Source organism: Rufibacter glacialis, assembly GCF_008271745.1.
Taxonomy (GTDB): domain Bacteria; phylum Bacteroidota; class Bacteroidia; order Cytophagales; family Hymenobacteraceae; genus Nibribacter; species Nibribacter glacialis.
In genome coordinates this window covers 343,494-369,377 of record NZ_VKKZ01000019.1, presented here as the reverse complement: position 1 = coordinate 369,377, position 25,884 = coordinate 343,494, and the positions used below count along the sequence as shown (strand labels likewise).

Sequence of the window (25,884 nt, the reverse complement as noted above, 5' to 3'; positions counted from 1 at the left end):
AGGCATTCAGATTCTGCTATCTTCATGGTTCCATGCGTATTCCATCTTATTGACACCCTATGAAAGCGATCTCCTTTATGGTCTGTAGCCTCTTCTTCTTCGCCTGCCTTTCTTTCACCTCCTTCCTGCCCAAACCAGAATGGACGCCGTTGCTGGACAAGAATCTCTCGCAATGGGATACCTATTTGAGTTACCGGCACAAAGTGGGCTACAATGGCAAGGTGCCCACAGATGCGCAGGGGAAAGAGATAGCGCCTATTGGCTATAATTCTAAGGGCCAGCAGGTGTTCACGGTGGTAGAGGAAAAAGGCGAGCCCCTGCTGAAGGTGAGCGGCGAGGTGTACGGCTGCGTGTATACCAAACAGGAGTACGAGAACTATCACCTCAAGCTCAAATACAAATGGGGCGAGCAGAAGTTTGATCCCCGGAAAAACCTTTTGAAGGACTCTGGGGTGCTGTACCATTCCAAGGGCGAGGCCGGGAAAGATTACTGGCGGGCCTGGATGCTCTCCCAGGAGTTCCAGATCATGGAGGGCCACACCGGTGATTACTGGAACATCGCCAACTCTGCCATGGACATACGGGCCTTTCTACCCGAAGGCATGATGAATGCAGTGGCTGGGCATGGGCAGCCGTTCCTGGCCATAGGCACCGGCTCTGGCCGCGATGGGTTTTGCCTCCGCAGCGAAGACCGCGAAAGCAAAAACAATGACTGGACCGAGGTGGAACTCATCTGCTTCCAGGACAAAAGCCTGCACATTGTGAACGGTCAGGTAGTGATGGTGCTGCAAAACTCCCGCTACGTAGAAAACGGGCAAGCCCGCCCGCTCACCAAAGGGAAAATCCAGATCCAAAGCGAAGCCGCCGAGGTGTACTACAAAGACATCCTGATCAAACCCCTGACTCAGCTGCCAAAACAATATGCGGCCTATTTCTAGATTGAACTTCCACACCAGGTTTCAGAGGAAATTAACCAACACCCCACTGTCTTCAGGCTCTTTTCTCAAAAACAGACGAAAATCATAAAAGCTTACCTCCAAAAAGAACCCAGCTATTTCTTAGCGGCAGGAGCATTTGCTTTCAGGTGTTTGGCGGCTTCCAGAAAGGTGGTGGTCCAGATGTCTTTCTCGTTCTTTTTCAGGAACTGGAGCAGTTTCCGGTGCGCTTCCAGGGAAACGTTCAAGGAGTGTTCGCCACCTACGCCGTGGAACAGGAACACAATCATGCTGTTGGTGTCCATGGCCTTTTTCACCAGGGCAATCAGTTCGTCGCCGGTCTGGCCGTTGATCATGTAAGAACCTAGGGTGTAGAGGTTGGTGGCCTTGATGGGCACCAGTTCACTCTGCACGCCCCGGGCTGCCACCAATTCGGCTTTGAGGCCATCCAGATACGGGACACCGTTGAGGTGGGTGTCACCGCAGGGGTAGGCGAAGGTGCGTTCTTTCTTGCCGTCCAGGGCTTGCAGGGTGGCATTGGTCATCCTGATCTCATCGGTCATGCGGCGCACCGAGTAGGTGGCCAGGTTATAGTCTGGGGTCACAAAGTTGCGCCCGGGTTTGCTGCCGTCGCAGGGGTGGAACAGGGTGTGGTTGGCCAGTTCATGCTGGTTGCCGGCCACCTTCTTCCATTCAAGCAGGCGTTTGGTGAAGGCCGGTGCGGCAGCCGTCAAAAAGAAGGTCCCCTTCAGTTTGACCGAATCCAGGGCGGGCACCACCTGGTCCAGGTGCACGTTCAGGGCATCGTCATAGGTGAGCACCACGGCACTGCGCTTTTTGTTCCAGTCCTGGCCCACCACGGTAAGGCTGACCAAGAAGAAAAAGAAGGGGAAAACTCTTTTAAGCAACATGGGAAAAGGCGTTAAGTAAAGGTCTGGCTATTTGAAGGGAAAAACGGAGGAGTTGCGGTCCCTTCTTCCTTGTAAGATAGCGATTTACCCGTAAAAGACCCAGCTTCCTTTTCCAGCCCCCAAACAAGTCTTCGGCTACATATAACTTTTACTATCCTGTTTTCCGTAGAACCGCTTGAAACGACCCTTTAACCCAGCACCCCTTCATGGACCTTACTCAGGAAATCGCCAATCTTGGCCCCTGGTTTCACAACCTGCACTTACCAGACGGTACCCAAACCGCCCCCGACCATACCTTAGGAGACTTCCCGGCCTTTAAATGGCAGCAGATTGAATCTTTCATTCCGCAGGACCTGACCGGCTGGCGCGTGTTAGACGTGGGCTGTAACGCCGGGTTCTACACCATGGAACTGGCCAAACGCGGCGCCACGGTGCTGGGCATTGACGTAGACCCGCACTACCTGAAACAAGCCGCCTGGGTAGCCCGGCAATGCGGACTGGAAGACAAGGTGGAGTTCCGGCAGATGCAGGTGTATGACGTGGCCCGGCTAGAGGAGAAGTTTGACCTGATCTGGTACATGGGCGTGCTCTACCACCTGCGCTACCCGCTGCTCTCCTTAGACATCCTCTCGCAGAAAGTGACCCGCCTCATGGTGTTCCAGACCCTGACCATGCCTGGCGAGGAGGTGACGGAACTGCCTGAGGATATCCATTTCCACGGCCGCGAGATCATGCTGGAGAACGGCTACCCCAAAATGGCCTTCATAGAAAAGAAGCTGGCCGGCGATGTCACCAACTGGTGGGCACCCAACCATGCCTGCATTGAGGCCATGCTGCGCTCCTGCGGCCTCCAGGTCACCCAGCGCCCCGGCCATGAGGTGTACCTGTGCCAACCTGATGCCAGCAACCAGAACAGCAGCCATCTTTGGAACAACTCAGAGCTGCTTTCGGCCACCGGCCAGGCCTGGCAGGAAGCCGTAGCCGCCAAGGTAGGCGATAAGAACCGTACCTTGACCCAATAGACTCAGGTAATTTTTGCAACTTGCGCCCGTTTTGGGCCTGTTTTCTAGAAAGAAGCCCAGGAACGGCTTATTTTCATTCGCTTACCCATCAAAAAAATGTCAACTCCCCGCCCCTGGCGCTTAGTACGCTCCCATATTGCTTTCAAACATAAGTGGTACACCCTGCGCCGCGATGAGGTGGAACTGCCCAACGGGCATATGGTAGATGATTTCTTTGTGAGTGAGCGGCCAGACGGCGCGTACGTATTTCCGGTAACCGAGCAGCAGGAAGTGCTGTTCGTGCGCCAATACAAACACGCCGCCCGCAAAGTGTTCCTGGAGCTGCCCGCCGGCTCTTTTTTCCCTGACCAGGAGCAGGCCCAGGACGCCGCCACCCGTGAGTTGCTGGAAGAAACAGGCGCCGTACTCACTCAGCCTCTTATCCCGTTGGGCGTGTTGCATGACAACCCCGCCAAAGACACCAACCGGCTGCACCTGTTCCTGGCCCAGAACGTGCGCATTGAGCAGGCCCAGCTGTTAGACGTCACCGAAGACATTGAAGTGGTACGGGTACCCATAGACCAGGTACTGCCTAAGATCATGGACGGCGAGATCTGCGTGTCGGGGTCGGTGGCCATCAGTTTTCTGGCGTTGAAGCACCTGCAGGCCTTGAAATAGCCTTTTGCCAGAGGGTGGGGCGCAGATTCCGGCCTGGGAAAGCCACGCCTCCGGCGGAAAACCGAGAGGTGAAAAAGAGCTTTGCTTTCCTGGCTTCGGCGTCAAAGAAATATAAGTTTCTTTCTCAACCACAACGCCAAAATTAAGTATAGCAGAGGGAACCGCGGGTAGCCTATTTCACCTTGCCCGCCCCTGGCAACCCCTGTTGCCTTGCTTACCTTACCTACGTACTAATTAACAGCGCAATGGCTGAAGTGAAGGAGGGCATTGGCCCTGAACAAACTAAGAAAGAGGGGAAACCTGATAAATCAAGAAGGGGCGTGGAGACCATGTTCCGGATTACGGCCGCCAACCAGATGCGTCTAAGCGACATGGCCGACAACAAAGCCCATATTCTGCTGACCATCAATTCCATCATTGTCTCTATCCTGCTATCGGTGCTGTTCAGGAAACTGGACTCAGAGCCCAAATTACTGGTCCCCAGCATCCTGTTCCTGTTCACCTCCCTGAGCACCATGGTACTGGCCATTCTGGTCACCATGCCCCGCATCAAGCGAAACGCGCCGGCCCGGCAAGACCCGGCCGCCGAGAAGGTCAACCTCATGTTCTTCGGTGACTACCACAGCATGAGCCTGTTGGAATACGAGACAGGCATCCTGGACATGATGCGCAATTCCAAGACCCTCTATTCTTCCATGATCAAAGACAACTACCACTTAGGCCTGGTGCTCCAGAAGAAATACACCAGCCTCCGGTTTGCCTATTTCTTCTTCATGGTAGGCTTTATCATCTCGGTGCTTTCCTTTGTGGTGACCCAGCTATTTTTCTAAGCGCTAACAGACACTTCTTATAAACCGCCCTTTTCCTTTTCAGGCCCGTTTCTTTGGAAACAGGCCGAAAAGGAAAAGGGTTTGTGTTTGCCCCAGCCTTTTCAGCCTCGCTTTTCCTACTAATTAGACCCCGTAGCATTTAATAGTATTTATTCGCCATCCCTGGCCGGGCGCTTTACGTTCAAAGGCCTTACACCGCCAAGCCCCGGCCGCCGTTGAGCAAGCCGTTTCTTGGTCTGTAATCACCTAAATACCCTGACGCCCGCAGTCGTTCTATTGTCTACTACCTGAACTTCCGTTTTTTAATGCAGTCCCCTGTTCCCCACCCGTCGCTCCCCTGGATACAAGTCGCACCTGATGCCCCCTATTTTATCACCGAAGATGGCCAGCCCTGGACCCCCATTGGGCAGAACGATGCCATCACCTGGCCCGAACTGGAAGGGCTGTTCCGCCGGAAGAACCTGCCCGCGGTAGAGGAATACCTGGCGTACCTGTCGGCCCACGGGGTGACCTGCCTGCGCCTGATGCTGGAGTACGCCCAAGGCGAGAACCGGTATTTTGAGAAGCCGGTGGGTAAATTCGCGCCCAACATGGTCCGGCTCTGGGATGACCTGTTCGCGCTCTGCGCCAAGTATGGCCTGCGCATCCTGCTCACGCCCTTTGACACCTTCTGGATGTGGCTCAGGTGGAAACACCACCCCTACAACAAAAACCTGGGCGGGCCTTGCGCCGGGCGAGGCCAATGGCTGCTCTGCCCCAACACCCTGGAAGCCATCAAAGCCCGCCTGACGTTTGTGGTGGAACGCTGGGGCGGCAGCGGCGTCTTGTTTGCCTGGGACTTATGGAACGAGATGCACCCCGCCCACATGGGCAACAGCTCGGCCCAGTTCGCGCCGGTGGCTACCCAACTGAGCCAGCACGTACGCGATCTGGAAATGCGCCTCTACGGCCGCTCGCACCCGCAGACGGTTTCTATCTTTGGGCCCATCCTGCACACGCACCCAGACGTGGCCGACACCATTTTCCGGCACCCCTTGCTTGATTTCTCCAGCACCCATTTCTATGACTCCAAAACCATAGATTATCCCAAAAACACGGTAGATTCAGCCATCAAGGTAGGCGAACTGGTGCGCGAGGCGCTGGAGCACACTCCCCAGAACCGGCCGTTCTTTGACAGCGAGCACGGCCCCATTCACCTGTTCAAAGACCGCAAGCACACCCTGGCCCCCGAGTTTGACGATGAGTATTTCCGGCACATCCAGTGGGCGCACATGGCCTCCGGGGCGGCGGGTGGCGGCATGCGCTGGCCTAACCGGCACCCGCATACCCTCACGCCCGGCATGCGGGTGGCCCAGAAGCACATGGCCCGTTTTCTGGAATTGATTCAGTGGTCTACCTTCCGGAGGAGAAACCTGAACCAGGAGATAAAGGTCTCAGAACCTTCGTTCGCCGTTTTCGGCTGCGCCGATGACCGGCAGGCGGTGGTGTGGCTTCTGCGCACCAATGCCCTCTACCAACGCAAACGCCTCATGAACCCCGCGGCCCCGGCCCTCACCGTAGAGGTGCAGGTGCCGGGCCTGCCAGACGGGCGCTACCGCGTGACCACTTTCCACACCCTGGCGGGCACCACGCTGGAGCAACTGGAGGCCCAGGCCCAAGGAACGGTTTGCACCTTCACCTTGGCCAACGTGCGGACCGATGTAGCCGTGGCTATTGTAAAGGTCTCCTGAGAGAAGTAGCGGGAAAGGAATGTGGTTACAGGAAGGCCAGCACCAACTGCTGCCATTCTTCCTGCCAAGAGACAGACGGCCTTTTCTGGTTGGCCCGGCGGTACCAATAGTCGGCGTTCCAGAGATCGCCTTCTTTGCGGTGCAGGTAAGCGTGGACCCAGGCGGCTTTCTGGTCTGGCAGGTCCTGGATCAACGCATGGGCTTCCTCCCATTTTCCCTGGGCCTCCAGCCACATGGCCTGCAGGTACACAGAGGCCTGGGCCGGAGGAGCGGCTTGGGTTAAACTTTCCTGAAACTTGGCAAAATCCATGAGCCTTTTACGGCGCGGCCAGGCCCCGATGTTGTTTTTAAGGTGGTTTTTGAAAAAAGCCTTGAAAATGGCCTATACCCCATGACTGCCTAAAGTGATTGCCTCTCCACCCGCCCAAGGGTGAAGGTGGTTTACCTAAGCACCCGGCGCAGGGCTTCCAGATAGGCGGGGTTGCTGCTCATGCCGTTATGGCTCTGCCCCTTCAAGGTGAACAATAGGTCGGTTTCCTTGAGTACCTCCTTAAGTTTAAGCGAGGACGCATACGGGATGATTTCATCTTGTTCCCCGTGAAAAAGGACCACGGGCACCGGGCAGTTCCTGAGGTACCGGTGCGTTTCAAACCTATATTTCAGAAGGAAGGCGGGAATCACCGGAAAGTATTTCCGCATCAAGTCACCCAGGCTGTAGTAAGGCGCTTGCAGGATCAATAGCCGGGGTTGGTTCACGGAGGCCAGATGGGCAGCGGGGCCAGTCCCGATGGAATAGCCCAGGATAACGATGTCACTTTCGGGGTACTTGGTCTTCAAAGCATCATAAGCGGTCTGTACATCCTGGTAGAATTGGGTTTGGCTTGTGATTTTCCCCTCGCTTTTGCCGTAGCCTCGGTAATCCAGGATCAGCACATCATACCCCAGGCTGGTGTAGATAGGCGCCACCTCGCCCCAGGAGCGCAAAGAGCCGGCGTTGCCGTGCAGGTACAGGATTACGCCCTGGGGTTTTTCTGCCTTGAACAGCAGGGTGTGGAGCTGCGTGTTGTCTGGCGTTTTCAGCCGTATTTCCTCAAAAGGGGCCGGAAACCGGAAGGTAAAATCCGGGTTCAGTTTTTCCGGGAAGAAAATAAGCTTCTCCTGGAAAAAATACACCAGTACGCAGACCGCCAGATACAACAAAAGAACTGTTTTGAGAATGCTCCACACCACTTCTGCCATTGGTTAAGGGTTACCTACCAGGGTACTACGTAAGCAACAGAGGTTAGGCGCCCTCCCCCTCCTGGAACCAGCTGGCGTACAACACATAGTTGTCGGCGGTTTGGGCCATGCCGATGATCTGCTCCTGGGTTAATGCTTTTACTTTCTTGGCTGGCACCCCGGCATAGATAAAGCCGCTCTCGCAGAGGCTGTTCTCTAACACCACCGCCCCGGCCGCAATAATGCAATGCTCCTGCACCACCGCGTTATCCATGACAATGGCACCCATGCCCACCAACACATTGTCAGCGATGGTGCAGCCGTGCACGATGGCATTGTGCCCAATGCTCACGTTGTTACCAATCACGGTGCCCGTTTTCCGGTAGGTGCAGTGGATAACTGCCCCATCCTGGATGTTGGTCTTGTTGCCGATGCGGATCAGGTTCACATCGCCGCGCACCACGGCATTGAACCACACCGTGCACTGGTCGCCCAGCACCACGTCTCCTACAAGGGTGGCATTAGGGGCAATAAAACAGTTGGCCCCCAAGGTAGGGCGAATTCCTTTGACGGGTAGAAGAATGGGCATAGCGGGTATAGTAAAATTGGGGTATAGAAATCTGTACCAGACGTTACTCAAAGATAAAAAGGCAACCATTAACTTTTGCGCCACACCCGCGTTTTCCTATTCTTTTCAGGATTATAGCCCTGAAACCTTACCATACAAGAGAGGGCACTGGACCCTTTTGTTGGTTGGTGCCTTTTCTAAAATAGCCGGTAAATCCAGTAGACTGGCTCCCCTCCTCTAGGCCTTGTTTGCCAGATGCTCCTTAAGACAGCATCTTCTTCCAGGTTCCTTTGCGGAGGCTGTATTTGAGGGTGCTGGGCAGGGCTTTCCACCAGTAGCGGTTCATCTCCACGGCAAAGCTGGGTTGCATGTAGCAGTTGATGGTGCAGCCTTCACAGGCGGGCAGTTTCCCTTCCAGGGCGATGAGTTGCTTTACCTCTTTAGAAGCATAGAGCGCGTGCAGGTTGCCTGCGATGGGAAACTTCTGGGTGCCCAGATGGTAGCACGGCAGCACCAATTCATTTTCCGGGGAGATGACCAGGGTAGAACTGGCGGCTTTACACACGGGTTTGTTTATGTGGTTGCCCCCATCCTTGCGCAGTTGCACGAAGGCCTCATTCAGATACACCCACTTCTGCTTGCTGAACTTCACCAGGTAATCCAGTTCAACTTCCGACAGTTGTTCCCCGGTTTCTACCTGGTTGTATTCAAAGGCGGGGTTCAGGAGCAGCATGAGGTTGTTGGGCAGGCAGATCTCCTGGTACACCCGCTCTATCTGGTCCAGGTTGTGCTTGAAGACCGTGAACAGGATATCGGGGCGTTCGCCCAGGCTTTTGGCCACTTTTATAGATTCCAGCACGAAATCAAAGCAAGCCACGCCCCGGCCGGTATCGTGTTCGGTTTTGTCAGCGGAGTCCAGGGAGAAGTGCAGCATGTCTACCTTTCCCTTCAGCCGCTCGGCCCACTTAGGGTAGAGTAGTCCGTTGGTGGTGAGGGTGGTGATAAAGCCCAATTTCTGCGCCTCTTCCAGAAACTGATCTATCTGGCGGTGCAGCAAGGGCTCCCCGCCGGTAAAGTCAATCACGTTCACCCCCAGTTTTTTGAGGTCGCGCAGGTTCTTCCGCACATCTTCCAGCTGAATATAAGGAGACGGTTTTTCCCAGATATCGCAGAACGAGCACTTGGCGTTGCAGCGGTACGTCACATAGTAATTACAGAGGACTGGATGGGGAATTAAACGCATACGCTTGGGGTCACGGCGGCCTTGCCAGGTGCAAGGTACGCATTGCATACGGGATTAAGACGCCGCCGGTGGCAAGCCCATGACCTGGCCTCCCCTAATGTTGGGCTGTTTTCTGAAAATCGGGAAAAAACCGCTTATATCATTTCATATACCAGGAGCTCCTGCGTCCCCCTTTGAAGGGGGGTAGGGGATGACAAGGGCGTGAATAATAGCAACGACAATAGCAGTAGCATGAAAAAGGTGCTAGGGCTGTTCGGGATTTACCAATCCCGAAACACTCTGTCGGGGATTTATCAATCCCCATTACTCGAGATACACTAAAAAGGGGATTGATAAATCCCCGACAGGCGACATTCGGATTTATAAATCCAAATGAGCAAAACATATGAAAGATGATACTCAGGAGCGCTATGATCACCAAGATTAATCATCCCCCTACCCCCTTCAAAGGGGGGACGAAATGCGTGGGTTCATTGCAGATTTAGCCTTTTTTTCTGAAAACAGCCTAAATACCCAACCTAAAACTCCAGCACGAAACCTATGGTGGGTAGGAACGTCACATCGTCTTCGTCTAGCAGAAGCGGGATACCGTTGGAACCATCTGGGCGCAAGGGCTGGCCGTCTGTGGTGGCGAAACCGGTGTTCTCGGCGGTACGCTGGAAGGTGTACTGGGGCAGCGACGGGCCTTTGAAACGCAGCACGTTCTGCACATCCACGTACAGGTCAAGGGTGGTCCTCCGGAAATTCCATTTCTTGTCAAGGCGCACATCCAGTTGGTTGAACGAGCGTAACCGTTGCGTGTTGAGGCGGTCATAGTCCAGCAGGCCGGTGCCCAAAGAGGCGTAGTTCCGTTGCGAGGCTTCCAGGTCAAAGGGCGTGTACGGGGCACCGCCAGCAAACCGGTACTTGCCGCCCAGTTCCCAGTTCTTCCCGAACTGCCAACCCAGCAACCCCGACACCAGATGCCGGTTATCCCAGGCCGAGGCCACGTAGTTGTCCTGATCCAGCCCTGTGAACTCGCTGCGCACCAGGGTATAGGAAAACAGGCCGTAAAGCCCCCGCGTCAGCTTCTGCTGGAAAAAGAACTCGGCGCCGTAGGCCCGGCCTTTGCCCAGGCTCACCACGTCTTCGTTCCCGATGGCGCCAAACTCAATGCCCTGGTTGGCCAGGGAAACCCCATCGCGCACCGAGACCGGGTATTGGCTGTATTTTTTGTAAAACCCTTCCACCGTGATCCGATTCGCGGTGGTGGGCAGAAACTCCAGCCCCGCCACGTAATGGGTAGACCGTATGTACTCGCTGTCTTGGTTCGCGTACCGGCCCGCCGCATCTTTATACCCCAGCACCGTGTAAATGGGCAAGCGGTAATAGGTGCCCACTGAGGCGTTCAGTTTCCAGCGGTCCGTTAAGGAGTAGGAACCGGAGAGCCGGGGCGAAAGCGTTTCCAGAGGGTTGTTCCCGCGGGTGGTGAAGGAATTCATATCAGAACGCACGCCCAGGGAGAGGCTGAGTTTGTCTTCCAGGAAGCTGCGGGAAGCCTGCCCGTACAAGCCGTACCGCAGGAAAGAGAGGTCGGTGTCAAAGGCGATGGTTTCCCGGGGCTGCACCACGTTGCCGTTGGCGTCTTTCACTTCCTGCCGAAGCTGGCTGAAAAAGCGGTTGTCATAGCTCACGTACTGCCCCAAGGCTCCGTAAGAGAATTTCCAGCCGCCCAGAAACTGGTTCACGTCTACCCGCAGCTTGTTTTCCCGTTCCTGCGACCGGGACTTAAGCAACCGCCTGGACTCATCACCATACTGCGCGTCTTCAAAGCGATCCAGCCGGTTCTCAAACACGTTCCGGCTCAAGGATACCTGCACTACCCCGTTTTCCAAGGACCGTTTCAGGCTGAACCCTACCGTGTAGTTCCACTGGTTGATGAGCGGGTTTGACCGCAGCGCGTACTCTTTCTCCGGGGAACTCTCTTTAGGCGTGGCAAAGCTAAACTCATCAATGGCCCCAATACCAAGCGCGGTCAGCGTGGTTTTAGAATTCAACTGATGGGTGACCTTGTACTGGAAATCCCAGTAATTAGGACGAATGGGTAGGTCGATGGCTTTGAAGAGCAATCGCAGATAAGACCTTCGGGCCGAGGCCAGAAACGTGGTTCTAGGCGCCAACGGACCTTCCAGGGTGCCCGCCAGCTCGGTGGCGCTCAGGCGCAGGTTGCCCTGGAGGCGGTCTGGGTTGCCGTCGCGCTGCCGGAACTGGAACACGCTGGAGAGGGCATTGTCATAGCGGGCGTCAAAGGCGCTGGTGCTCAGGGTCACGTCTTCAATAAACGACACGTTCAAAATGCCCTGCGGCCCGCCGCTGCTGCCCTGCGTGGAAAAGTGGTTGATAACCGGGATCTCAATGCCATCCAGGAAAAAGACGTTCTCGCTCGGCCCGCCGCCCCGTATCACAATGTCATTCCGGAAACCGGCGCCGGTGCTGCCCGCCCCAGCCACCCCCGGCAGCGTCTGAATCACCCGCGAGATGTCAAAATTACCGCCCGGGTTGCTCTTGATCTCCTCGCTGCTCAGGCTTTGCACCGAAAGCGGGGTCTCCACGGTAGCCACCCGGATAGACCGGTCCACGGTAATGTTCACTTCCTCTAACCGGTTCTGGCCCGGTGTCAGGTCCAGGTTCAGGGTGAGGGCATTGCCTGAGGTCACGGGCACGTTGTAGCGCGTGACGGGTTCATACCCCAAGTAAGAGGCTTTCAGGTTGTAGCTGCCCGTAGGGATGTTGTCCAGGCGGTAGCGGCCCTGGGCATCAGTGGCGGCGGCCAGAGTAGTTTCCTCCAGGCTCACGGTGACGCCAATGATGGGTTCCTGCGTGTTTTTATCGCGCACCACCCCGGTGATCCGGCCTATGGTCTGGGCATGGGTTTGGAGCATGGTTCCGGAAAAAAGCACGAAAAACAGCACGTAAAGTATTCTCATGGGAGTAGAGGAAAGCAACAAAGAATCTATGCTTGGCAACCGGAAAATAGCCATTTTGTTTAGCGCCATCACTAAATTGGCTTGCTGCTATTGGTTTGTTTTAGGCGTTTAATCTCAAAAAAAGCCAGAAAACTACCATGCATATGTTAGCTCTCTAAGCTAGACTTCCCGCTGGTTTGAACAGAGGCGCAATTTCCTAAAAACAGCCCTGAAACCGGCTAGAGAATCTCTCAGCTCAGGTTTCGGCTCGCCCTCTAAGATCTTCCCCCTGGGTTGTTTTTAGGCTGCTTTTTGTCTTTCTCCTAAACCTTTTCATGCTCCCTTCTTGCGCCTAAACAGGGCACCGTCAGCTAACTCAGAAAAACCTGATGCCTGCTTTAGGCTTCTTTTCTGGAAACGCGTCTTAAAAGAGATGGTGGAACTATCTATTCGGTTTGGCACGCTTTCTTGATCCAGTGTTCTCAAGCACGAGATCCGTTTTCTGGCAGTTTCTCCTAAAACAAGCCTGAATTGATTTGCTATAAAGTAGGCACCCTTTTCAACCTTTGTAAGGCAAATCAATGCCTTTGCTCCGTACGTCTGCGTAATAGTTACAGAGGTTCTGGAGCACGCAAACCTCACATTTAGGACTGTGCCAGGTACAGATCTTCTGGCCGTGTTTGAGCAGGTGGCGGTGCAGGTTGTACAGTACCAGGGCGTCTTTGGGCAGCATGTCCAGCAGAATCTGGTGGGCTTTGTCATGGGTGACCTTGGCGCCAATGAGCCCCACCCGCTGGCTGATGCGGTGCACGTGCGTGTCTACGGGAAACACCGGCTTCTGGAAATTAAACAAAAGCACCAGGGTAGCGGTTTTCAACCCAACGCCGGGCAGGACCATGAGCCAGGCCATGGCCTGGGGAACGTCCAGGTCGTGCAGGAAATCGAGTGAGAAATCAGGGTGCTCGACCTGGATAAGGCGCAGGGCCTTCTGGATGTTGAGGGCCTTGGCCCCCGGGAATTCGGCCGGCGCCAGGGCCTGGGTGAGTTCTTCCACGGGGGCGTCCATGACGGCTTGCCAGATAGGGAATTTCTCCAGCATCTGGAAGTAGGCCTTCTCCTCATTGGTGTGCGTGGTGCGGTGCGAGAGCATGGTGGAGATCAACTCCCGCATGGGGTCTCGGCGCGGATGGCCCGAAAGATGGCCGAAAACCTCGTTCAACCGTATATGAACTTGCCATATCTTTTCTGGAGGGGAAAGATGCTGCTGTGCCTGCGCCATAGCCATGCTTTTCACCTCCTAAACGAGCCCCCGATGGTAAAGTTTGCGTAACGGCCCCTCCTCCCGTGAGGGAACCCAAAATGGTATTACGTTTTACCGGAAGACTATGAAATTCAGATTCTTAGGAACAGGCGGAGCTTTTGACATTGCCTATGGAAACTCTGCTGCATTAGTGGAATTCAAGGGGCAGACCCTGCTCCTTGACTGCGGCTTTACCGTTTACCCCACCCTGCGGCAATTCCAGCTCACCCGGGGCATCACTTACATTCTGCTGACCCACCTGCACAATGACCACACGGGCAGCCTGGCCAACGTGCTGCTGCATTGCCACTACTTCAATCCCAATTGCCGGCCCTCCATTCTCTACCCAGATGATGATTTCAGGGATGAGCTGTATGAGTTCCTGCGGCTCCAGTTGCAGAAGCCAGAGACGTACGTAGACTTTGTGCCCCTTTCTGAGGTGCCGGGCATCACCGCTCTGGACACTTATGGCCTCCACGCCGAGAAGCTGCAGACCTATGCCTACATCTTTGAGGAGCCCGATGGCGACCGGTTTGTGTTTTCAGGGGATATTGGCAAGCCAGAGCCGCTTTTCGCTTTTCTGCGCGGCATGCCCCCCAAAGCCACCACCGTGTTCCATGACCTCACCTTCTCACAGGAGAACACGGCCCATACCTATTACAAGAAGCTCATTCCCCTGGCGCAGGACTATGTGCTCTACGGCTACCACTGTGATCCTACCCAGAACCCCGAGGACAATCCTTTGCCCTTGGTGTACCACCAACCAGAGCTGATGATCACTTCTCAGCTGGAAGAGGCCCATCGGTAGCCGTCCCTTCCGCTTACCCCAAAAGAACCCGCCATGGGCTTACCGGCCTCTCTGGCGTTTCTGGCCCCTTTCTTTGAAACAAAGCCCTCACCCCTGCATGGCCTTCACCTTTACCACTGATCAAGAAACTACCCATTTCCGCAGCAACCCGCTTTTGATTGCTTATGTGGTCATTTTCACGGCCTTCTGGGCGTATACCGGCTTTACCACCTCAGATTCAAAGAATTGGTGGCTGGAAAACACCCTCACCTTCACGGCCATCATCTTTCTGGTGGCCTTCTACAAGCATTTCAGGTTCTCAGACTTCAGCTACACCTGCATCTTTCTGTTTTTGATGCTGCACGCGTACGGCGCCCAGCACACCTACGCTCAGAACCCCTTCGGCTTTTGGGTTCAGGACCAGCTGCAACTGGAACGCAACCATTATGACCGGCTGGTGCACTTCGGGTTTGGGTTCTTTCTGGCGTACCCCATGAACGAGGTGTTCTGGCGACTCACCTCCATGCGGCCGTTTTTCACCTATGCCTTGCCCGTTGATTTGACCGTGAGCCTGGGCGCTTTCTATGAGTTGATGGAATGGTCAGTGGCTGATATTTTCTTCCCCGCCCAGGGCATGGCTTATTTAGGCACCCAAGGCGATATCTGGGACGCCCAGAAGGACATTGCCGTGGCCTTGCTGGGGGCTTTGCTCACCATGCTGGCGGTGGCTCTTTCCCGCAAAAAGAAGCGCGGGAAGCCTGTTTCAAGGCCGGTTCGGGTAAAACAGGCGTAAAACAGGATTCCCGCGCTAGGCTGGGCGAAAGAGCAGGAAGGCTAGTCGTATTTCACTTTGATGTCACTCCCTTCAATCTTCACTTTTCCGCGCGGCGTTTCTATCTTGGTTTCTTCCGGGGAGATCTTGATCTTGGTGTCACCGGCCACGTACTTCACTTCTTTAGAGGCGCGGCGGTAATAATGTTGCCGGGTAAGCCAGTAATTCTTGAGCTGGGGCAGATCCAGGCGGTTAGACCGGCGGGCGTCTGCGGCCAATGACCGTTGCAACTGCGCCCTGGAAGGCCGCACGTATTTTTTCCTGGCCGGAGCGGTTCCAGTGCTTTTAGCCGTTTCAGCGCTTTTACCCGAAGCGGTTGCTCCGGAGGCTACCACTGGGGTAGTGCTTCCGGCGGAAGACTGGGAGGTTCTGGTTTCTGCTGAGGCGTTTCCGGCGGAAGCCGTGGCAGATTCACTACCTGCTGCCGGCTCGCGGTAGTTTTCTTCCCCGTAGCGGGCAGCCTGGTCTTCCTGGCCGGGGCCGAAGTCCGTTTCTGTGAGGGTAGTGTCTATCTCAAGGGTATCTGGGGCAAGCACCAGGGTATCTTCCACGGAGGTCTTGGGCAGGTCGGCTACGGCTTCTTTGTCTTTTACCCGGTCACAGGCCCCCAGCAAAGACAGCGAAAGTAATAGAAAGAGTGATTTTGTGAAGTTCTCCATTCTCTTTTCCCCATTGGTTTCCTCCCTAAACGCGAAGAACCGCCTTAGGTTAGCCTCTGCCCCAGGCCGCTTTCCCGGCGTTTTCCCGAAAACAGGCCTCAATCAGCTTACCCCCAGGCATAAAAAAGGCATAAAAAAAAGGCTAGCCAAACGGCTAGCCTTTCAAAAAAGCAGAAGGTGCTTTCTTATTTGATCTCACCACGCTCAGCGGCTTTCTTCAGTTCTTCGCTGGCAAAGATGGCTACCTCTACGCGGCGGTTCTGCTGACGGCCGGCAGCGGTGGAGTTGTCAGCCACGGGCTGGGTAGAACCGTACCCGCGGGTCTGCATGCGGTTGGGCTCTACTCCCAATGAAATGGCGTAGTTGGCTACTGACTGGGCTCTGCGCTCAGACAACGGCTGGTTGATGGCGTCATTACCGGTGTTGTCAGCGTGGCCTTCAATGAGCACGTTGGTACCTGGGTATTTCTTCAGGGTCTCGGCTAGTTTCTGGATGTCAGCCTTGGAAGATGCCTGCAGGGTGGCAGAGTTGGTAGGGAACAGAAGACCGGCGTCAAATGTCACTTTGATACCCTCGCCTACGCGTTCTACCTGGGCGTTTTTCATTTCACGCTCCAGTTCCTCGGCTTGTTTGTCCATACGACGGCCAATCACCGCACCGGTGGCTCCCCCTACGGCAGCGCCAATGATGGCTCCGCGGGCGGTGTTGCCTGTGGCCTTGCCAATGATACCACCTAGCACGGCACCTCCACCGGCGCCCAGAATACCCCCTTTGGCGGTTTTGTTCATGCCTTTTTTCTGCGTGGTACTGGTATCAGTGGTGCCAGCCGTTTGGCTTGATTTGCAGGAAGAGAAAAGCAAGCTTCCTACTAACATGGCGGTGAATGTTCCTTTCAAGATTTTCATAGTGTTTGGTTTTTGGGTGAAAATAAAGCTTAAAGTGATGTTAATGGGTTTAGATCAACAACGGAGATACATACTGATTTATTCATAAAATGTTCAGATATATCATCTCGCGTCTATGGGCATCTCTATAATAATCGTGCCAGACAAAAACAGAAAAACCCGCCTTGGTAAGAGACAGGTCTTTCTTTGTGGTTGTAGCCGGAGAGCAAGATTATTTAACCGTAGCATTCTTGGCCAGGGCCTCTTCAGGGGCGGCGGCCTCTTGGGGGCGCAGAAGCGTGATCAGGTCAGCAATGCGCTTTTTCAGTTCTTTGCGGTGCACAATGAAATCCAGGAAACCGTGCTCTAACACAAACTCAGCGCTCTGGAAGCCTTTGGGCAGGTCTTTGCCAATGGTCTCTTTGATCACCCTTGGTCCGGCAAAGCCGATGAGGGCCCCTGGTTCTGAGATATTGAAATCGCCCAGCATGGCAAACGAGGCGGTCACGCCCCCGGTGGTGGGGTCTGTGAGCAAGGAGATATAAGGTACCTTCTCTTCTGACAGCAGCGCCAGTTTGGCAGAGGTCTTGGCCATCTGCATCAAAGAATAGCCAGCCTCCATCATGCGCGCCCCGCCAGACTTGGAGATCATCAGGAACGGGATCTTGTGTTGGCGGCTGTAGTCAATGGCCCGGGAGATTTTCTCCCCTACCACTGAGCCCATCGAGCCCCCAATAAAGTTGAAGTCCATACAGGCCACCACCAGGTCCAGGTCATGGATGGTGCCGTGGGCGCAACGCACGGCGTCTTTCAGGTTGGTTTTGCGTTGGGTGGCAAGAATGCGGTCTGGGTACGGTTTGGTGTCTACGAAATTAAGCGGATCTGAGGAACTCAGGTGCGCATCTAACTCCTGGAACTGGTTCTCATCAAACAGGATCTCAAAATACTCCTGAGAGTTGACGCGGTCATGGAAATCACATTTGGGGCAGGTATACAGTTGTTGCCGGTGCTCAGCCGTGCTGATAACGGTCTTACACTCGGGGCACTTGTGCCACAGACCGTCAGGCGTTTCTTTTTTCTGCTCCGTTGGGGTGACGATCCCTTTTTCTACTCTTTTAAACCAAGACATATGATGCTCTAAAGGTTTTTTCAACAATGAAGCCTCCAGTGGGGAAACCGCAAGCAGTAACTAATAAACGTGCAAAGATAAAAAAGAAAAGATAGCTCCCTAACCCCTGCGTAAAACGCGCCTTTTCTTCTCCAGTGTGTGCGTACTCTATTTAAAGGTCATTTGTTTTCCCTGGCGGGTAAACGCCGTTGAAGCCCTACGCCGGAAACGCTGGTTAGCGGCACTTCCCCATCGGGCTTGCCACTCTTTACCTTTAGATATTTTACTGATTTAAAGCCTGTTACGTTTTATCAACCTGCTTCTTTTCCATAAGAACGGCAGGCCGTTCCTTTTCAATGAAAGCTTCTGCTCCCCTACCCGACCGTCCCTGCTCCAAGGTTCGGCCTTAAAACCCGGAAAAGACCGGTGAAACCTGGAAAAGAGGCACCGCCGGTGCCGTGGTAGCTTTCCAAAAGATACCTATTGAATTAACCGTCAACTGCATAGCCACTTACCTAATGTGCAAAGTAAATTGGCTTTATAGAGGCAATTATTATTTCTTTGTGTCCGTTTGCAAGGCAAGGTCTGGCGGGGAGTCCCGGTTTTCCCGCCAGACTGATCACCTTTGTCACCATTCCTTACACTTATATAATTAATGCCACCTATGAAGAAAACACGTTTCGCCTCTTCCGCCGCCGCCTTGGTTTTAGGAGCAGCTGTCCTTGGGTCTTGTGTCTCATCTAAGAAGTACAAAGAACTGGAAGCAAGTAAAAATGCGCTGGAACAAGAGAAAACTGCGGCCCAGCGCAGCCTAGAACAAGCCAACGCTGATCTGCGTGACCGTGACGCCAAACTGGCGCAGTACCAACAACAAATCGCCCAGAAAGAAAGAATCCTGAATGAACTGCGCGCCTCTGTGAACGAGGCCCTGGCCAGCTTCAAGGAGCAAGGGCTCACCGTAGCCGTAAGAGATGGCAAAGTGTACGTGACCATGCCAGAGAAACTCCTTTTCGCCTCTGGTTCTACCAAAGTGAACCCCAACGGGCAGTCGGCTTTGGGCAAGTTGGCCAGCGCCATCAAGTCACAGCGCGACACGGAGATCATGATTGAAGGCCACACCGATGACGTAGCGGTAGCCTCTGCCAACGTCACCTACAAAGACAACTGGGACCTGAGCGTACTCAGAGCCACCGAGATCACCCGCTTGCTCATCAACAACGGGGTTCCGCCGCAAATGGTGGTTCCGGCCGGCCGCGGACAGTACACCCCGGTGGCCATGACCCGCACCCCGGAAGCCCGCCAAAGCAACCGCCGCACAGAGATCATCTTGGCACCTAACTTTGAGAAGATCCTGAAACTGATCCAGACAAACTAGTTTCACTGGTATTGTCCAATACTTCCTTTACAAGAGAGCATCTTGAAAGGAAACATCATTCATCAAAGAAGCCGGGCCAAACGTCCGGCTTCTTTGTTTTGGGCCTGTTTTCGGTCAATCGGCTTAAAAACATGCCGTTACGCTTTGGGAGAGAACGTTTAGCTTCTATCTTTGAACTCAGAGCCCCCTTGAACCCAACACCAAACCCACTGCTTTTTTACCAGCCCATTGGTAAGAAACCACTAAACCCCAAACATCTGCCTTATACTTTTTACCAAGCCCTGTCATGTTGAAACACACCTTTTACCAGTACGCCAGCGTGGCCCTGCTGAGCACCTTTCTGCTGGGTTCCTGCACCACCACCAATAAATACAACGCCCTGCTGGCCCAGAAAGTAAAGCTGGAGCGCGAAAAAGCCGATGCCCAGAGCGCCCTTTCCAGAACTACCAAAGAGCGCTCAGAACTCTCCCGGCAAGTGACGGACCTTACCGAGGCCCGCGCCCAGTTGGCCGCCGACACCACCCTGTTGGGCAACACGCTCCGCAAAACCCAGTCGGTGTACTCAGACCTGAGCACCACGTATGACAAGCTCATCAAAAACCATGACCGCCTCATGTCCAACAGCGCGCTGGAGTCTTCCAAGCTGTCTAAAGACCTGGCCCGCCGTGAAGAGGAACTCAAGAAACTGAACGAGACCCTGACCAGGAACCGCTCCCAGTTAGACCAGTTGAGCTCAGACCTGAAATCGCGCGAAGACCGCCTGAACGAGCTGGAGCGCATCCTGGCTGAGAAAGACAAAGCCGTGAACGCCCTGCGCACCAAGGTGAGCAACGCTCTGTTGGGCTTTAACAGCAAAGACCTCTCCGTGGACGTTAGAAACGGGAAAGTGTACGTGTCGCTTTCTGAGCAGCTGCTGTTCAAATCCGGTAGTACCAAGGTAGATGCCAAAGGTCAGGACGCCTTGCGCAAACTGGCCACCGCCCTTAAAGACCAGCAAGACGTGAACGTGGTGGTGGAAGGCCACACCGATGACGTACCCGTGGCCCGCGGCACCGTGGGCATGCAGGACAACTGGGACCTGAGCGTGCTAAGAGCAACTGAAATCACCCGTATCCTGACCAACGCCGGATTGGCGGGCACCAAAATCACGCCGTCGGGCCGCGCCCAGAACGTGCCCCTTGATGCCGCCAAAACCGCTGAGGCCCGCCAGAAAAACCGCCGCACCGAGATCATCCTCACGCCCAAGCTAGACGAGCTGTTCCAGATTCTGGAAGCGAATTAACAGAACATAGCCTCGCGTTCAGTCCCCCTTTGAAGGGGGTAGGGGGATGAGGAGGACAGTAGAAGAACCATCTGCCGGCCCTGGGCGAAGAGCAGGTCGATTCTCAGAATTCCTTGAGCAGCAGGAGTAATGATCGCCATAGGAGGTTGAAATGCTTCTTGGGAATGCCTGATCTGCAAGAGCACTCATCCCCCTACCCCCTTCAAAGGGGGACGAAGGAGTACCTGATGCTGTGGGTAGTGGGAGTTTCAAGTTGGAAGGAATGCTTTGCAACTGCTATTCTGCCCGTTCCCCTCCGTTCCGTAGGGGAACGGGAGAAATGGCCTTCTTTTTTAGGGAGGTCTAAGATGGGAAATGCTGTTTTTAAGCAGTATTCCAGAAAACACCGCCAGAACGCCGGCCTTTAAAGCTGGCGTTCTGGTTTTCTTCTTCCTGTGGTTTGGCGGGTGTTTACCAATTGAATAATGTGGGAGGCGCTTAGGCTTATGCGTTACTGTGGGTGGCCCTGCGGTGCCTGCTATTTCACAAACTCAGAAAAGAAAGTACCTTTAGCGTGGCATTGCCCGTTTTTCACCTGTTTTCACGATTCAAGACCAGAAGATACCTTCATGAGCAAAATTATCATCCGCAGTTTCGCCGACTTACAGCAGTATGAAGGAACTGAGATAGGGGTTTCAGACTACCACACCATCACCCAGGAGCAGATCAACCTCTTCGCCGAGGCCACCCTGGACCACCAATGGATTCACCTGGACGCCGAACGGGCCAAGACCGAGTCGCCTTTTGGGGGCACCATCGCCCACGGCTACCTGACCGTTTCGCTCCTGCCCTACCTGTGGGGTCAGATCATTTCCATTGAGAACCTGAAAATGCAGGTGAACTATGAGATTGAGAGCCTGCGGTTCAACCAGGCCGTCAACGTGAACAGTGCGCTGCGCCTGCGCGTAAAACTGCTTTCGGCCAAAGACCTGAGGGGCGTGATCAAAGCGCGCCTGGAAGTGACCATGGAGATTGAGAACAGCAGAAAACCCGCCTACACCGGCGTAATCACGTTTCTGTACCATTTCAACTCCTAGTACCGGTCCCACGGTCCCTGCCTTTCTGGATTTCCTTTCCCTGCAAAGCCACTTACTTGCCGTGAGTGGCTTTGCCTTTTCCAGAGGGTTGCTGGCTGCCTCTGTTTCCAGGCCACTTTACTTAAAGCAGGCAGCAAACAGATGCTTTGCTTTTGGCTGGTTTCTGGCAGGATACCTTCAAAACGAACCCTTCCGCCGCCGGGCCAGTATGCATTACTTTGCCAAACAGCTACTTCCATGAGCACTCTCTTCACGCCTCTGCAGATAAAAAGTATCCAGCTGAAAAACCGGATCGTGGTCTCGCCCATGTGCCAGTACTCCAGCCAAGACGGTTACGCGAACGACTGGCACCTGGTGCACCTGGGCAGCCGTGCCATAGGAGGCGCCGGCCTGATTCTGCTGGAAGCCACCGCGGTTTCGCCCGAGGGCCGCATTACCCCAGATGACCTGGGCCTCTGGCAAGACGGACACGTGCCCGAACTGAAACGGATTACCTCTTTCCTGGAGGCGCACGGCTCGGTGCCCGGCATCCAGTTGGCGCACGCGGGTCGGAAGGCCAGCCACCGCGCTCCCTGGAAAGACGGTACCGCTCTGCACCCCGGCGAAGAAGGCGCCTGGACCACCGTAGCTCCCAGTGCTCTTCCCTTCCAGGAAGGCGGCATTACCCCGGTAGCGCTGGACGAAGCGGGCATCCAGAAGGTAGTGGCTGATTTCAAAGCGGCCACGGTGCGCGCGCTGGCCGCCGGGTTCAAGGTGGTGGAGATCCATGGGGCGCACGGGTACCTGCTGCACCAGTTCTACTCCCCTCTGAGCAACCACCGCACCGATGCCTACGGCGGCTCTTTTGAGAACCGCGTGCGGCTACTGCTGGAAGTGGTGGACAGCGTGCAGGAAGTATGGCCGACAGACTACCCACTCCTCGTTCGACTCTCCGCCACCGACTGGACTCCAGACGGCTGGAACGAAGAAGACTCCGTTGCCCTGGCCCGTTTGCTGAAGGAAAAAGGCGTGGACTTGATTGATACCTCTACCGGCGGCAACGTGCCCAAAGTACGCATTCCCGTGGGGCCCGGCTACCAGGTGCCTTTTGCCCAGAAAATCAAAAAAGAGGCCGGAATCATTACCGGGGCGGTAGGTATGATCACCACGCCCCAAGAAGCAGAAGCCATTGTCTCCTCGGGCCAGGCCGATGTGGTGTTGCTGGCCCGGGAATTGTTACGGGATCCCTACTTCCCGTTGCACGCCGCCAAAGCCCTGGGTGTGGACCTGGAATGGCCAGAACAGTACCAACGGGCAAAGATTTAGCATTATTTCCTTGCGTGATTAACCACCTAAAAGCTATATACTAAGTTGTTTACAGCCTGTTTATCTAAAAACGGGCCCTAAAGACCTCGTAGCGTCCAGAGGACCTGCGAGTGTCTCTGGTCAGTTGTGGCCGATCATGGAAATAGCAAATGGCTCCTATATCACAAAGTGCCACCATGGTCTACTTTATGGGTGACTTCCACGGGTAGCGGCATTTCTCTTAGCCATTTCCCTTTCGGGGCTTTTTTCCAAAAAATAAGCCCAAAACAACCTTTCTCTTCTTTTAAATCCTCGCTAAAACTTCAGCATGAAATCAGTTAGGTTCTCGCTGCGGTCTAGGCAGAGGCGTTTGCGGAGGCGGTAGCGGCTTATCTCTACCCCGCGCACAGATATGTTCAAGAGTTGGGCAATGTCTTTGGTGGTGAGGTTCAGGCGCAGGTAGGTGCTGAGCTTGATTTCCTGCGGGGTAAGGTTGGGGAACCGGTCTTGCAATCTATGGATGAAATCGCCGTGAACGTGGTTGAAATGCAGCTCAAACTGTTTCCAGTCTACATCACTGGTGATGTTGTGGTCAATACTCCGGATGATCTTCTTTAATTCTTCCTGCGGGGCCACGCTGCCGCCATTCTTCAGGATTTCCTGCAGCTCCAACTTCACGCAGCTCAGCAGCTCATTCTTGTTGATCAGATGGATGGTGGAATAGGTGAGCTCGCGGTTCTTGTGGTCAAGCTCAGCCTGGAATTTCTCGTTGCGCAGGCGGTCAATCTCCTGCTCACTTTGGTTGGTGATATGCTTGATCTCTAACTCCTTCTGCCCCAGCTTGCGCTCTTTGTCCAGCAGAATACGTCGTTTCTCATTTCTGAAGCGCTTTTCTGCTTGCCAGAAGGTGGCCCCCAAGAGCAGGAGCCCCAGCAAGGTGTACACAAAGTAGGCCCCGGTGCTGCGGTAAAAAGGAGGGCGCACCACAAAAGCAAAGCTTTCGGCCTCACTTAAAACGCCGTAGATGTTGCGGGCCCGCACCTGGAACACATAAGTCCCTTCCGGCAGGTTGGTGTATTCCTTTTCGGTTTTGGTAGTCCACTCAGACCAACGGGTGTCAAAGTTCTTCAGGAAATACTGGAACTGGGTTTTCTCGGGCTTTTCGTAAAAAGAGGCGGCATACGCAAAACGCAGCGAATTCAAGGCGAAAGGGAGCTCGGTGTTGGAAGCCTTGCCCAGGCGCCGGCCCGACAGGAGCAGGGAATCTGCCTCGTTGGAAATGGTGAACACTTTGGCCAGCCGCGTGTGGAAAGGCACCATTTTCTTGGTTTTGGCGGCGTTGTAGTGGATGAACCCTTCCTTGGCCCCAAACAGCACGTTGTTGATGTCCAGTACCTGAATAAAGCTGAGGTCATCATTGAGTTGCTCGCGCAGGTTCTGGAACAGTTGGTCTTGCAAGGTGGGTTTCCCGAAGGAGTCAAAGGTGATCTTGCCCACCCGTTGGTTTGAAATGAAATAAATGGTGCCCTGCACGTCTTCCTCCATCTCAATCACGTGCTCGTCTGGCAGGAACAAGGCAGAATACTGCTGGTCCTGCACAAAACGATCCTTGGCTTTGTCAAACCGGTACACGCCGTAGAGGGCCGGGAAAATGAGCTCGTTCCTGATCTTCTCCATGTTCACCAGTTGGTCAGAGGGCAGGCCATGTCTGGAGTTGTAGAATTTAACCCAGGTGATGTTCTCACCCTTCTGGTCAAACCTCACCCGGAACAGTCCTTTGTACCCATGGGCTATCCAGAGGTCGCCGTCCTTGTCAAATTCCAGCACCCGAGACGATTCTTCCAGGCCCTGGTACTTTTTCAGGTAATGCAGAGCTTTCTCGGTGGCAGAGAGCAGGCTGATGCCTTTGTAGGTACCCATGATCACTTTATTGGGCTGATTCGGCACCAGAACAAACTCCCAGGCACCAAATTCTGGACTGATCAACGTGGCCATTCCTTCGCCTACCAGGTACGGGCCGTTGTGGTGCCCCATGAGAATATGGTTACCTAACTGGTTCAGGTGGTATACCTGGCCCGTACTGTTGGGCACCCCGGTAAAGTTCTTGCTAAGTGAGGAAACGTCTGAGACAAAAAGCCCGCTGTTAGTGCCCAGGTACAACAGATTGCCTTTCTGCAGGGCAGCATACCCGGTGCCGGACAAGCCCATGGTGCCATCTAACCGGCTGAAAGGCGAACTCAGCTCTACCATGGAGAGCCCGTTGTTCATGCCCAACCATAAGTTGTCCTGGGTATCCTGATAAATGGTATGGACGGTATTGTCCAGAAGCCCTTCCTGCAGGGTGATGTTCAGCAACAGGCGGCCTTTGGTATCTAACAGAAGTAGGCCTTTGTTCTGGGTGGCTAAGGCAAAATTACCGTCTCTGAGCAGCAGGGCCTGGTTGATAAGCAGGCCAGAGGTGGCCAGTTTCTGGTCTATGGGGAAAGGCGTGACTCCGTGCCCGTCATACAGATAAGCACCTTCTTTGATGGTAAAGACAATGAGACGGTTCTTGTCAAAGGGCAACACAGAGGCAATCTGCTTGTCGCGGAAGAACTCTCCCCCGGGCAACAACTTCAGGGAGTTGTTTTCCAGCAGTGACAGGCCTTTGCTCCATACCAGCGAATAAATCTCCTTGTTTACCTGAAAAGAGAACTCCAGGGCGCTGGCCGGGACAATCACTTCCAGTTTCCTGCCTGGTGTGTAAACGTAGATATTCTTGAACGTGAAGAAATAGATACTCCCCTCCTGGGCATAGATCCGCCATACCTCGTCAAAATTCCTGAACTTCTCCGGGAGGCTGTCTGCCAGGGAAACATAGCGCAGCGTACCCTGGGCATTGGGCAGGAAATACCCAAAGTCGGCCTGGCTGCCTACATAGATCCGGTTGTCTGCGCCAACGTGCACTGACCGCACTTTGGTACCGGTTTTGGGGGAATACAGATTCCAGGTAGCCCCGTCAAACTCCAGCAACCCGAAGTTATTGGCGATGTACAGCAGTTCCCGGTCATCCTGCACAATCCCCCAACTCTGAATGCCTCCCTTGAACTCCTCCGGCTTGTAGTTCCGGATCATGGGGTTCCCGAAGAAGTAGTGCTGGGCCTGGCCCATAGCGGCGGTTACCACCAGAAGGCAGAGCTGGAAAACCAACGTGAAAAACCGGGTGGCCCGCATAGCAAATATGACTTTGGAATATTCT

The 25,884-nt window shown here is 54.5% G+C and carries 22 protein-coding genes; 11 read left to right on the top strand and 11 right to left on the bottom strand.

What is annotated here, in order from left to right; all coding sequences use genetic code 11:
- Positions 1 to 59 precede the first annotated feature (59 nt).
- Positions 60 to 938 carry a 3-keto-disaccharide hydrolase gene (locus FOE74_RS06260; protein ID WP_149097737.1) on the top strand — a complete coding sequence of 293 codons (879 nt, stop codon included), beginning with the start codon at positions 60 to 62 and terminating at the stop codon, positions 936 to 938.
- 113 nt (positions 939 to 1,051) lie between these two features.
- On the opposite strand, the gene FOE74_RS06255 is transcribed toward FOE74_RS06260, so the two are convergent.
- A complete protein-coding gene (locus FOE74_RS06255; protein ID WP_149097736.1) occupies positions 1,052 to 1,846 on the bottom strand; it encodes a polysaccharide deacetylase family protein in 795 nt (264 codons plus the stop codon).
- A gap of 206 nt (positions 1,847 to 2,052) precedes the next feature.
- Between FOE74_RS06255 and FOE74_RS06250 the strand changes: the two genes are divergently transcribed.
- The 4 genes from FOE74_RS06250 to FOE74_RS06235 all read left to right on the top strand — a co-directional run bounded on the left by FOE74_RS06250 (position 2,053) and on the right by FOE74_RS06235 (position 6,085).
- Complete coding sequence (locus FOE74_RS06250; protein WP_149097735.1) at positions 2,053 to 2,868, top strand: TIGR04290 family methyltransferase; 816 nt, start codon at positions 2,053 to 2,055, stop codon at positions 2,866 to 2,868.
- Positions 2,869 to 2,964: 96 nt separating this feature from the next.
- Entirely contained in the window at positions 2,965 to 3,525 is a 561-nt protein-coding gene (locus FOE74_RS06245) for an NUDIX hydrolase (RefSeq protein ID WP_149097734.1), read from the top strand.
- A 245-nt stretch (positions 3,526 to 3,770) separates the two neighbouring features.
- Positions 3,771 to 4,355: a Pycsar system effector family protein gene (locus FOE74_RS06240; protein ID WP_149097733.1), complete on the top strand. Its 585-nt coding sequence runs from the start codon at positions 3,771 to 3,773 to the stop codon at positions 4,353 to 4,355.
- Positions 4,356 to 4,660: 305 nt separating this feature from the next.
- Complete coding sequence (locus FOE74_RS06235; protein WP_188686453.1) at positions 4,661 to 6,085, top strand: glycoside hydrolase 5 family protein; 1,425 nt, start codon at positions 4,661 to 4,663, stop codon at positions 6,083 to 6,085.
- Between the two features lie 25 nt (positions 6,086 to 6,110).
- Here the strand turns inward: FOE74_RS06235 and FOE74_RS06230 are convergent, their stop codons facing one another.
- The 6 genes from FOE74_RS06230 to FOE74_RS06205 form a co-directional block, all read right to left on the bottom strand.
- Positions 6,111 to 6,395 (bottom strand): hypothetical protein, encoded by a 285-nt coding sequence (locus FOE74_RS06230; RefSeq protein ID WP_149097732.1) that lies wholly within the window; start codon positions 6,393 to 6,395, stop codon positions 6,111 to 6,113.
- A gap of 131 nt (positions 6,396 to 6,526) precedes the next feature.
- Complete coding sequence (locus FOE74_RS06225) at positions 6,527 to 7,324, bottom strand: alpha/beta hydrolase (RefSeq protein ID WP_149097731.1); 798 nt, start codon at positions 7,322 to 7,324, stop codon at positions 6,527 to 6,529.
- A 43-nt stretch (positions 7,325 to 7,367) separates the two neighbouring features.
- A complete protein-coding gene (locus FOE74_RS06220) occupies positions 7,368 to 7,892 on the bottom strand; it encodes a gamma carbonic anhydrase family protein (RefSeq protein WP_149097730.1) in 525 nt (174 codons plus the stop codon).
- Positions 7,893 to 8,133: 241 nt separating this feature from the next.
- Complete coding sequence (locus tag FOE74_RS06215; RefSeq protein WP_149097729.1) at positions 8,134 to 9,114, bottom strand: radical SAM protein; 981 nt, start codon at positions 9,112 to 9,114, stop codon at positions 8,134 to 8,136.
- A 518-nt stretch (positions 9,115 to 9,632) separates the two neighbouring features.
- A complete protein-coding gene (locus tag FOE74_RS06210) occupies positions 9,633 to 12,080 on the bottom strand; it encodes a TonB-dependent receptor (protein ID WP_149097728.1) in 2,448 nt (815 codons plus the stop codon).
- A 538-nt stretch (positions 12,081 to 12,618) separates the two neighbouring features.
- Positions 12,619 to 13,278, bottom strand: coding sequence for an endonuclease III domain-containing protein (locus FOE74_RS06205; RefSeq protein WP_225840706.1), 660 nt, complete (start codon positions 13,276 to 13,278; stop codon positions 12,619 to 12,621).
- Positions 13,279 to 13,444: 166 nt separating this feature from the next.
- Between FOE74_RS06205 and FOE74_RS06200 the strand changes: the two genes are divergently transcribed.
- On the top strand, positions 13,445 to 14,167 hold the full coding sequence (locus FOE74_RS06200) for an MBL fold metallo-hydrolase (protein WP_149097726.1): 723 nt from the start codon (positions 13,445 to 13,447) through the stop codon (positions 14,165 to 14,167).
- 97 nt (positions 14,168 to 14,264) lie between these two features.
- Positions 14,265 to 14,939 carry a DUF2238 domain-containing protein gene (locus tag FOE74_RS06195; protein ID WP_149097725.1) on the top strand — a complete coding sequence of 225 codons (675 nt, stop codon included), beginning with the start codon at positions 14,265 to 14,267 and terminating at the stop codon, positions 14,937 to 14,939.
- Between the two features lie 41 nt (positions 14,940 to 14,980).
- Here the strand turns inward: FOE74_RS06195 and FOE74_RS06190 are convergent, their stop codons facing one another.
- The 3 genes from FOE74_RS06190 to accD all read right to left on the bottom strand — a co-directional run bounded on the left by FOE74_RS06190 (position 14,981) and on the right by accD (position 17,650).
- The gene (locus FOE74_RS06190; protein ID WP_149097724.1) at positions 14,981 to 15,637 is read right to left on the bottom strand and encodes a hypothetical protein; all 657 of its coding nucleotides are present in this window, start codon (positions 15,635 to 15,637) and stop codon (positions 14,981 to 14,983) included.
- Between the two features lie 185 nt (positions 15,638 to 15,822).
- Entirely contained in the window at positions 15,823 to 16,542 is a 720-nt protein-coding gene (locus tag FOE74_RS06185; protein WP_225840705.1) for an OmpA family protein, read from the bottom strand.
- A gap of 211 nt (positions 16,543 to 16,753) precedes the next feature.
- On the bottom strand, positions 16,754 to 17,650 hold the full coding sequence (accD, locus tag FOE74_RS06180; protein ID WP_149097723.1) for an acetyl-CoA carboxylase, carboxyltransferase subunit beta: 897 nt from the start codon (positions 17,648 to 17,650) through the stop codon (positions 16,754 to 16,756).
- A 643-nt stretch (positions 17,651 to 18,293) separates the two neighbouring features.
- Between accD and FOE74_RS06175 the strand changes: the two genes are divergently transcribed.
- The 4 genes from FOE74_RS06175 (at position 18,294) to namA (ending at position 22,667) form a co-directional block, all read left to right on the top strand.
- Positions 18,294 to 19,004 (top strand): OmpA/MotB family protein, encoded by a 711-nt coding sequence (locus FOE74_RS06175; protein WP_149097722.1) that lies wholly within the window; start codon positions 18,294 to 18,296, stop codon positions 19,002 to 19,004.
- Between the two features lie 286 nt (positions 19,005 to 19,290).
- The gene (locus tag FOE74_RS06170; protein ID WP_225840704.1) at positions 19,291 to 20,286 is read left to right on the top strand and encodes an OmpA family protein; all 996 of its coding nucleotides are present in this window, start codon (positions 19,291 to 19,293) and stop codon (positions 20,284 to 20,286) included.
- Between the two features lie 608 nt (positions 20,287 to 20,894).
- On the top strand, positions 20,895 to 21,362 hold the full coding sequence (locus tag FOE74_RS06165) for a MaoC family dehydratase (protein ID WP_149097721.1): 468 nt from the start codon (positions 20,895 to 20,897) through the stop codon (positions 21,360 to 21,362).
- Between the two features lie 237 nt (positions 21,363 to 21,599).
- Positions 21,600 to 22,667, top strand: coding sequence for an NADPH dehydrogenase NamA (namA, locus tag FOE74_RS06160; protein WP_149097720.1), 1,068 nt, complete (start codon positions 21,600 to 21,602; stop codon positions 22,665 to 22,667).
- Positions 22,668 to 22,961: 294 nt separating this feature from the next.
- Here the strand turns inward: namA and FOE74_RS06155 are convergent, their stop codons facing one another.
- Positions 22,962 to 25,859, bottom strand: coding sequence for a triple tyrosine motif-containing protein (locus FOE74_RS06155; RefSeq protein ID WP_149097719.1), 2,898 nt, complete (start codon positions 25,857 to 25,859; stop codon positions 22,962 to 22,964).
- Between the last annotated feature and the right edge of the window lie 25 nt (positions 25,860 to 25,884).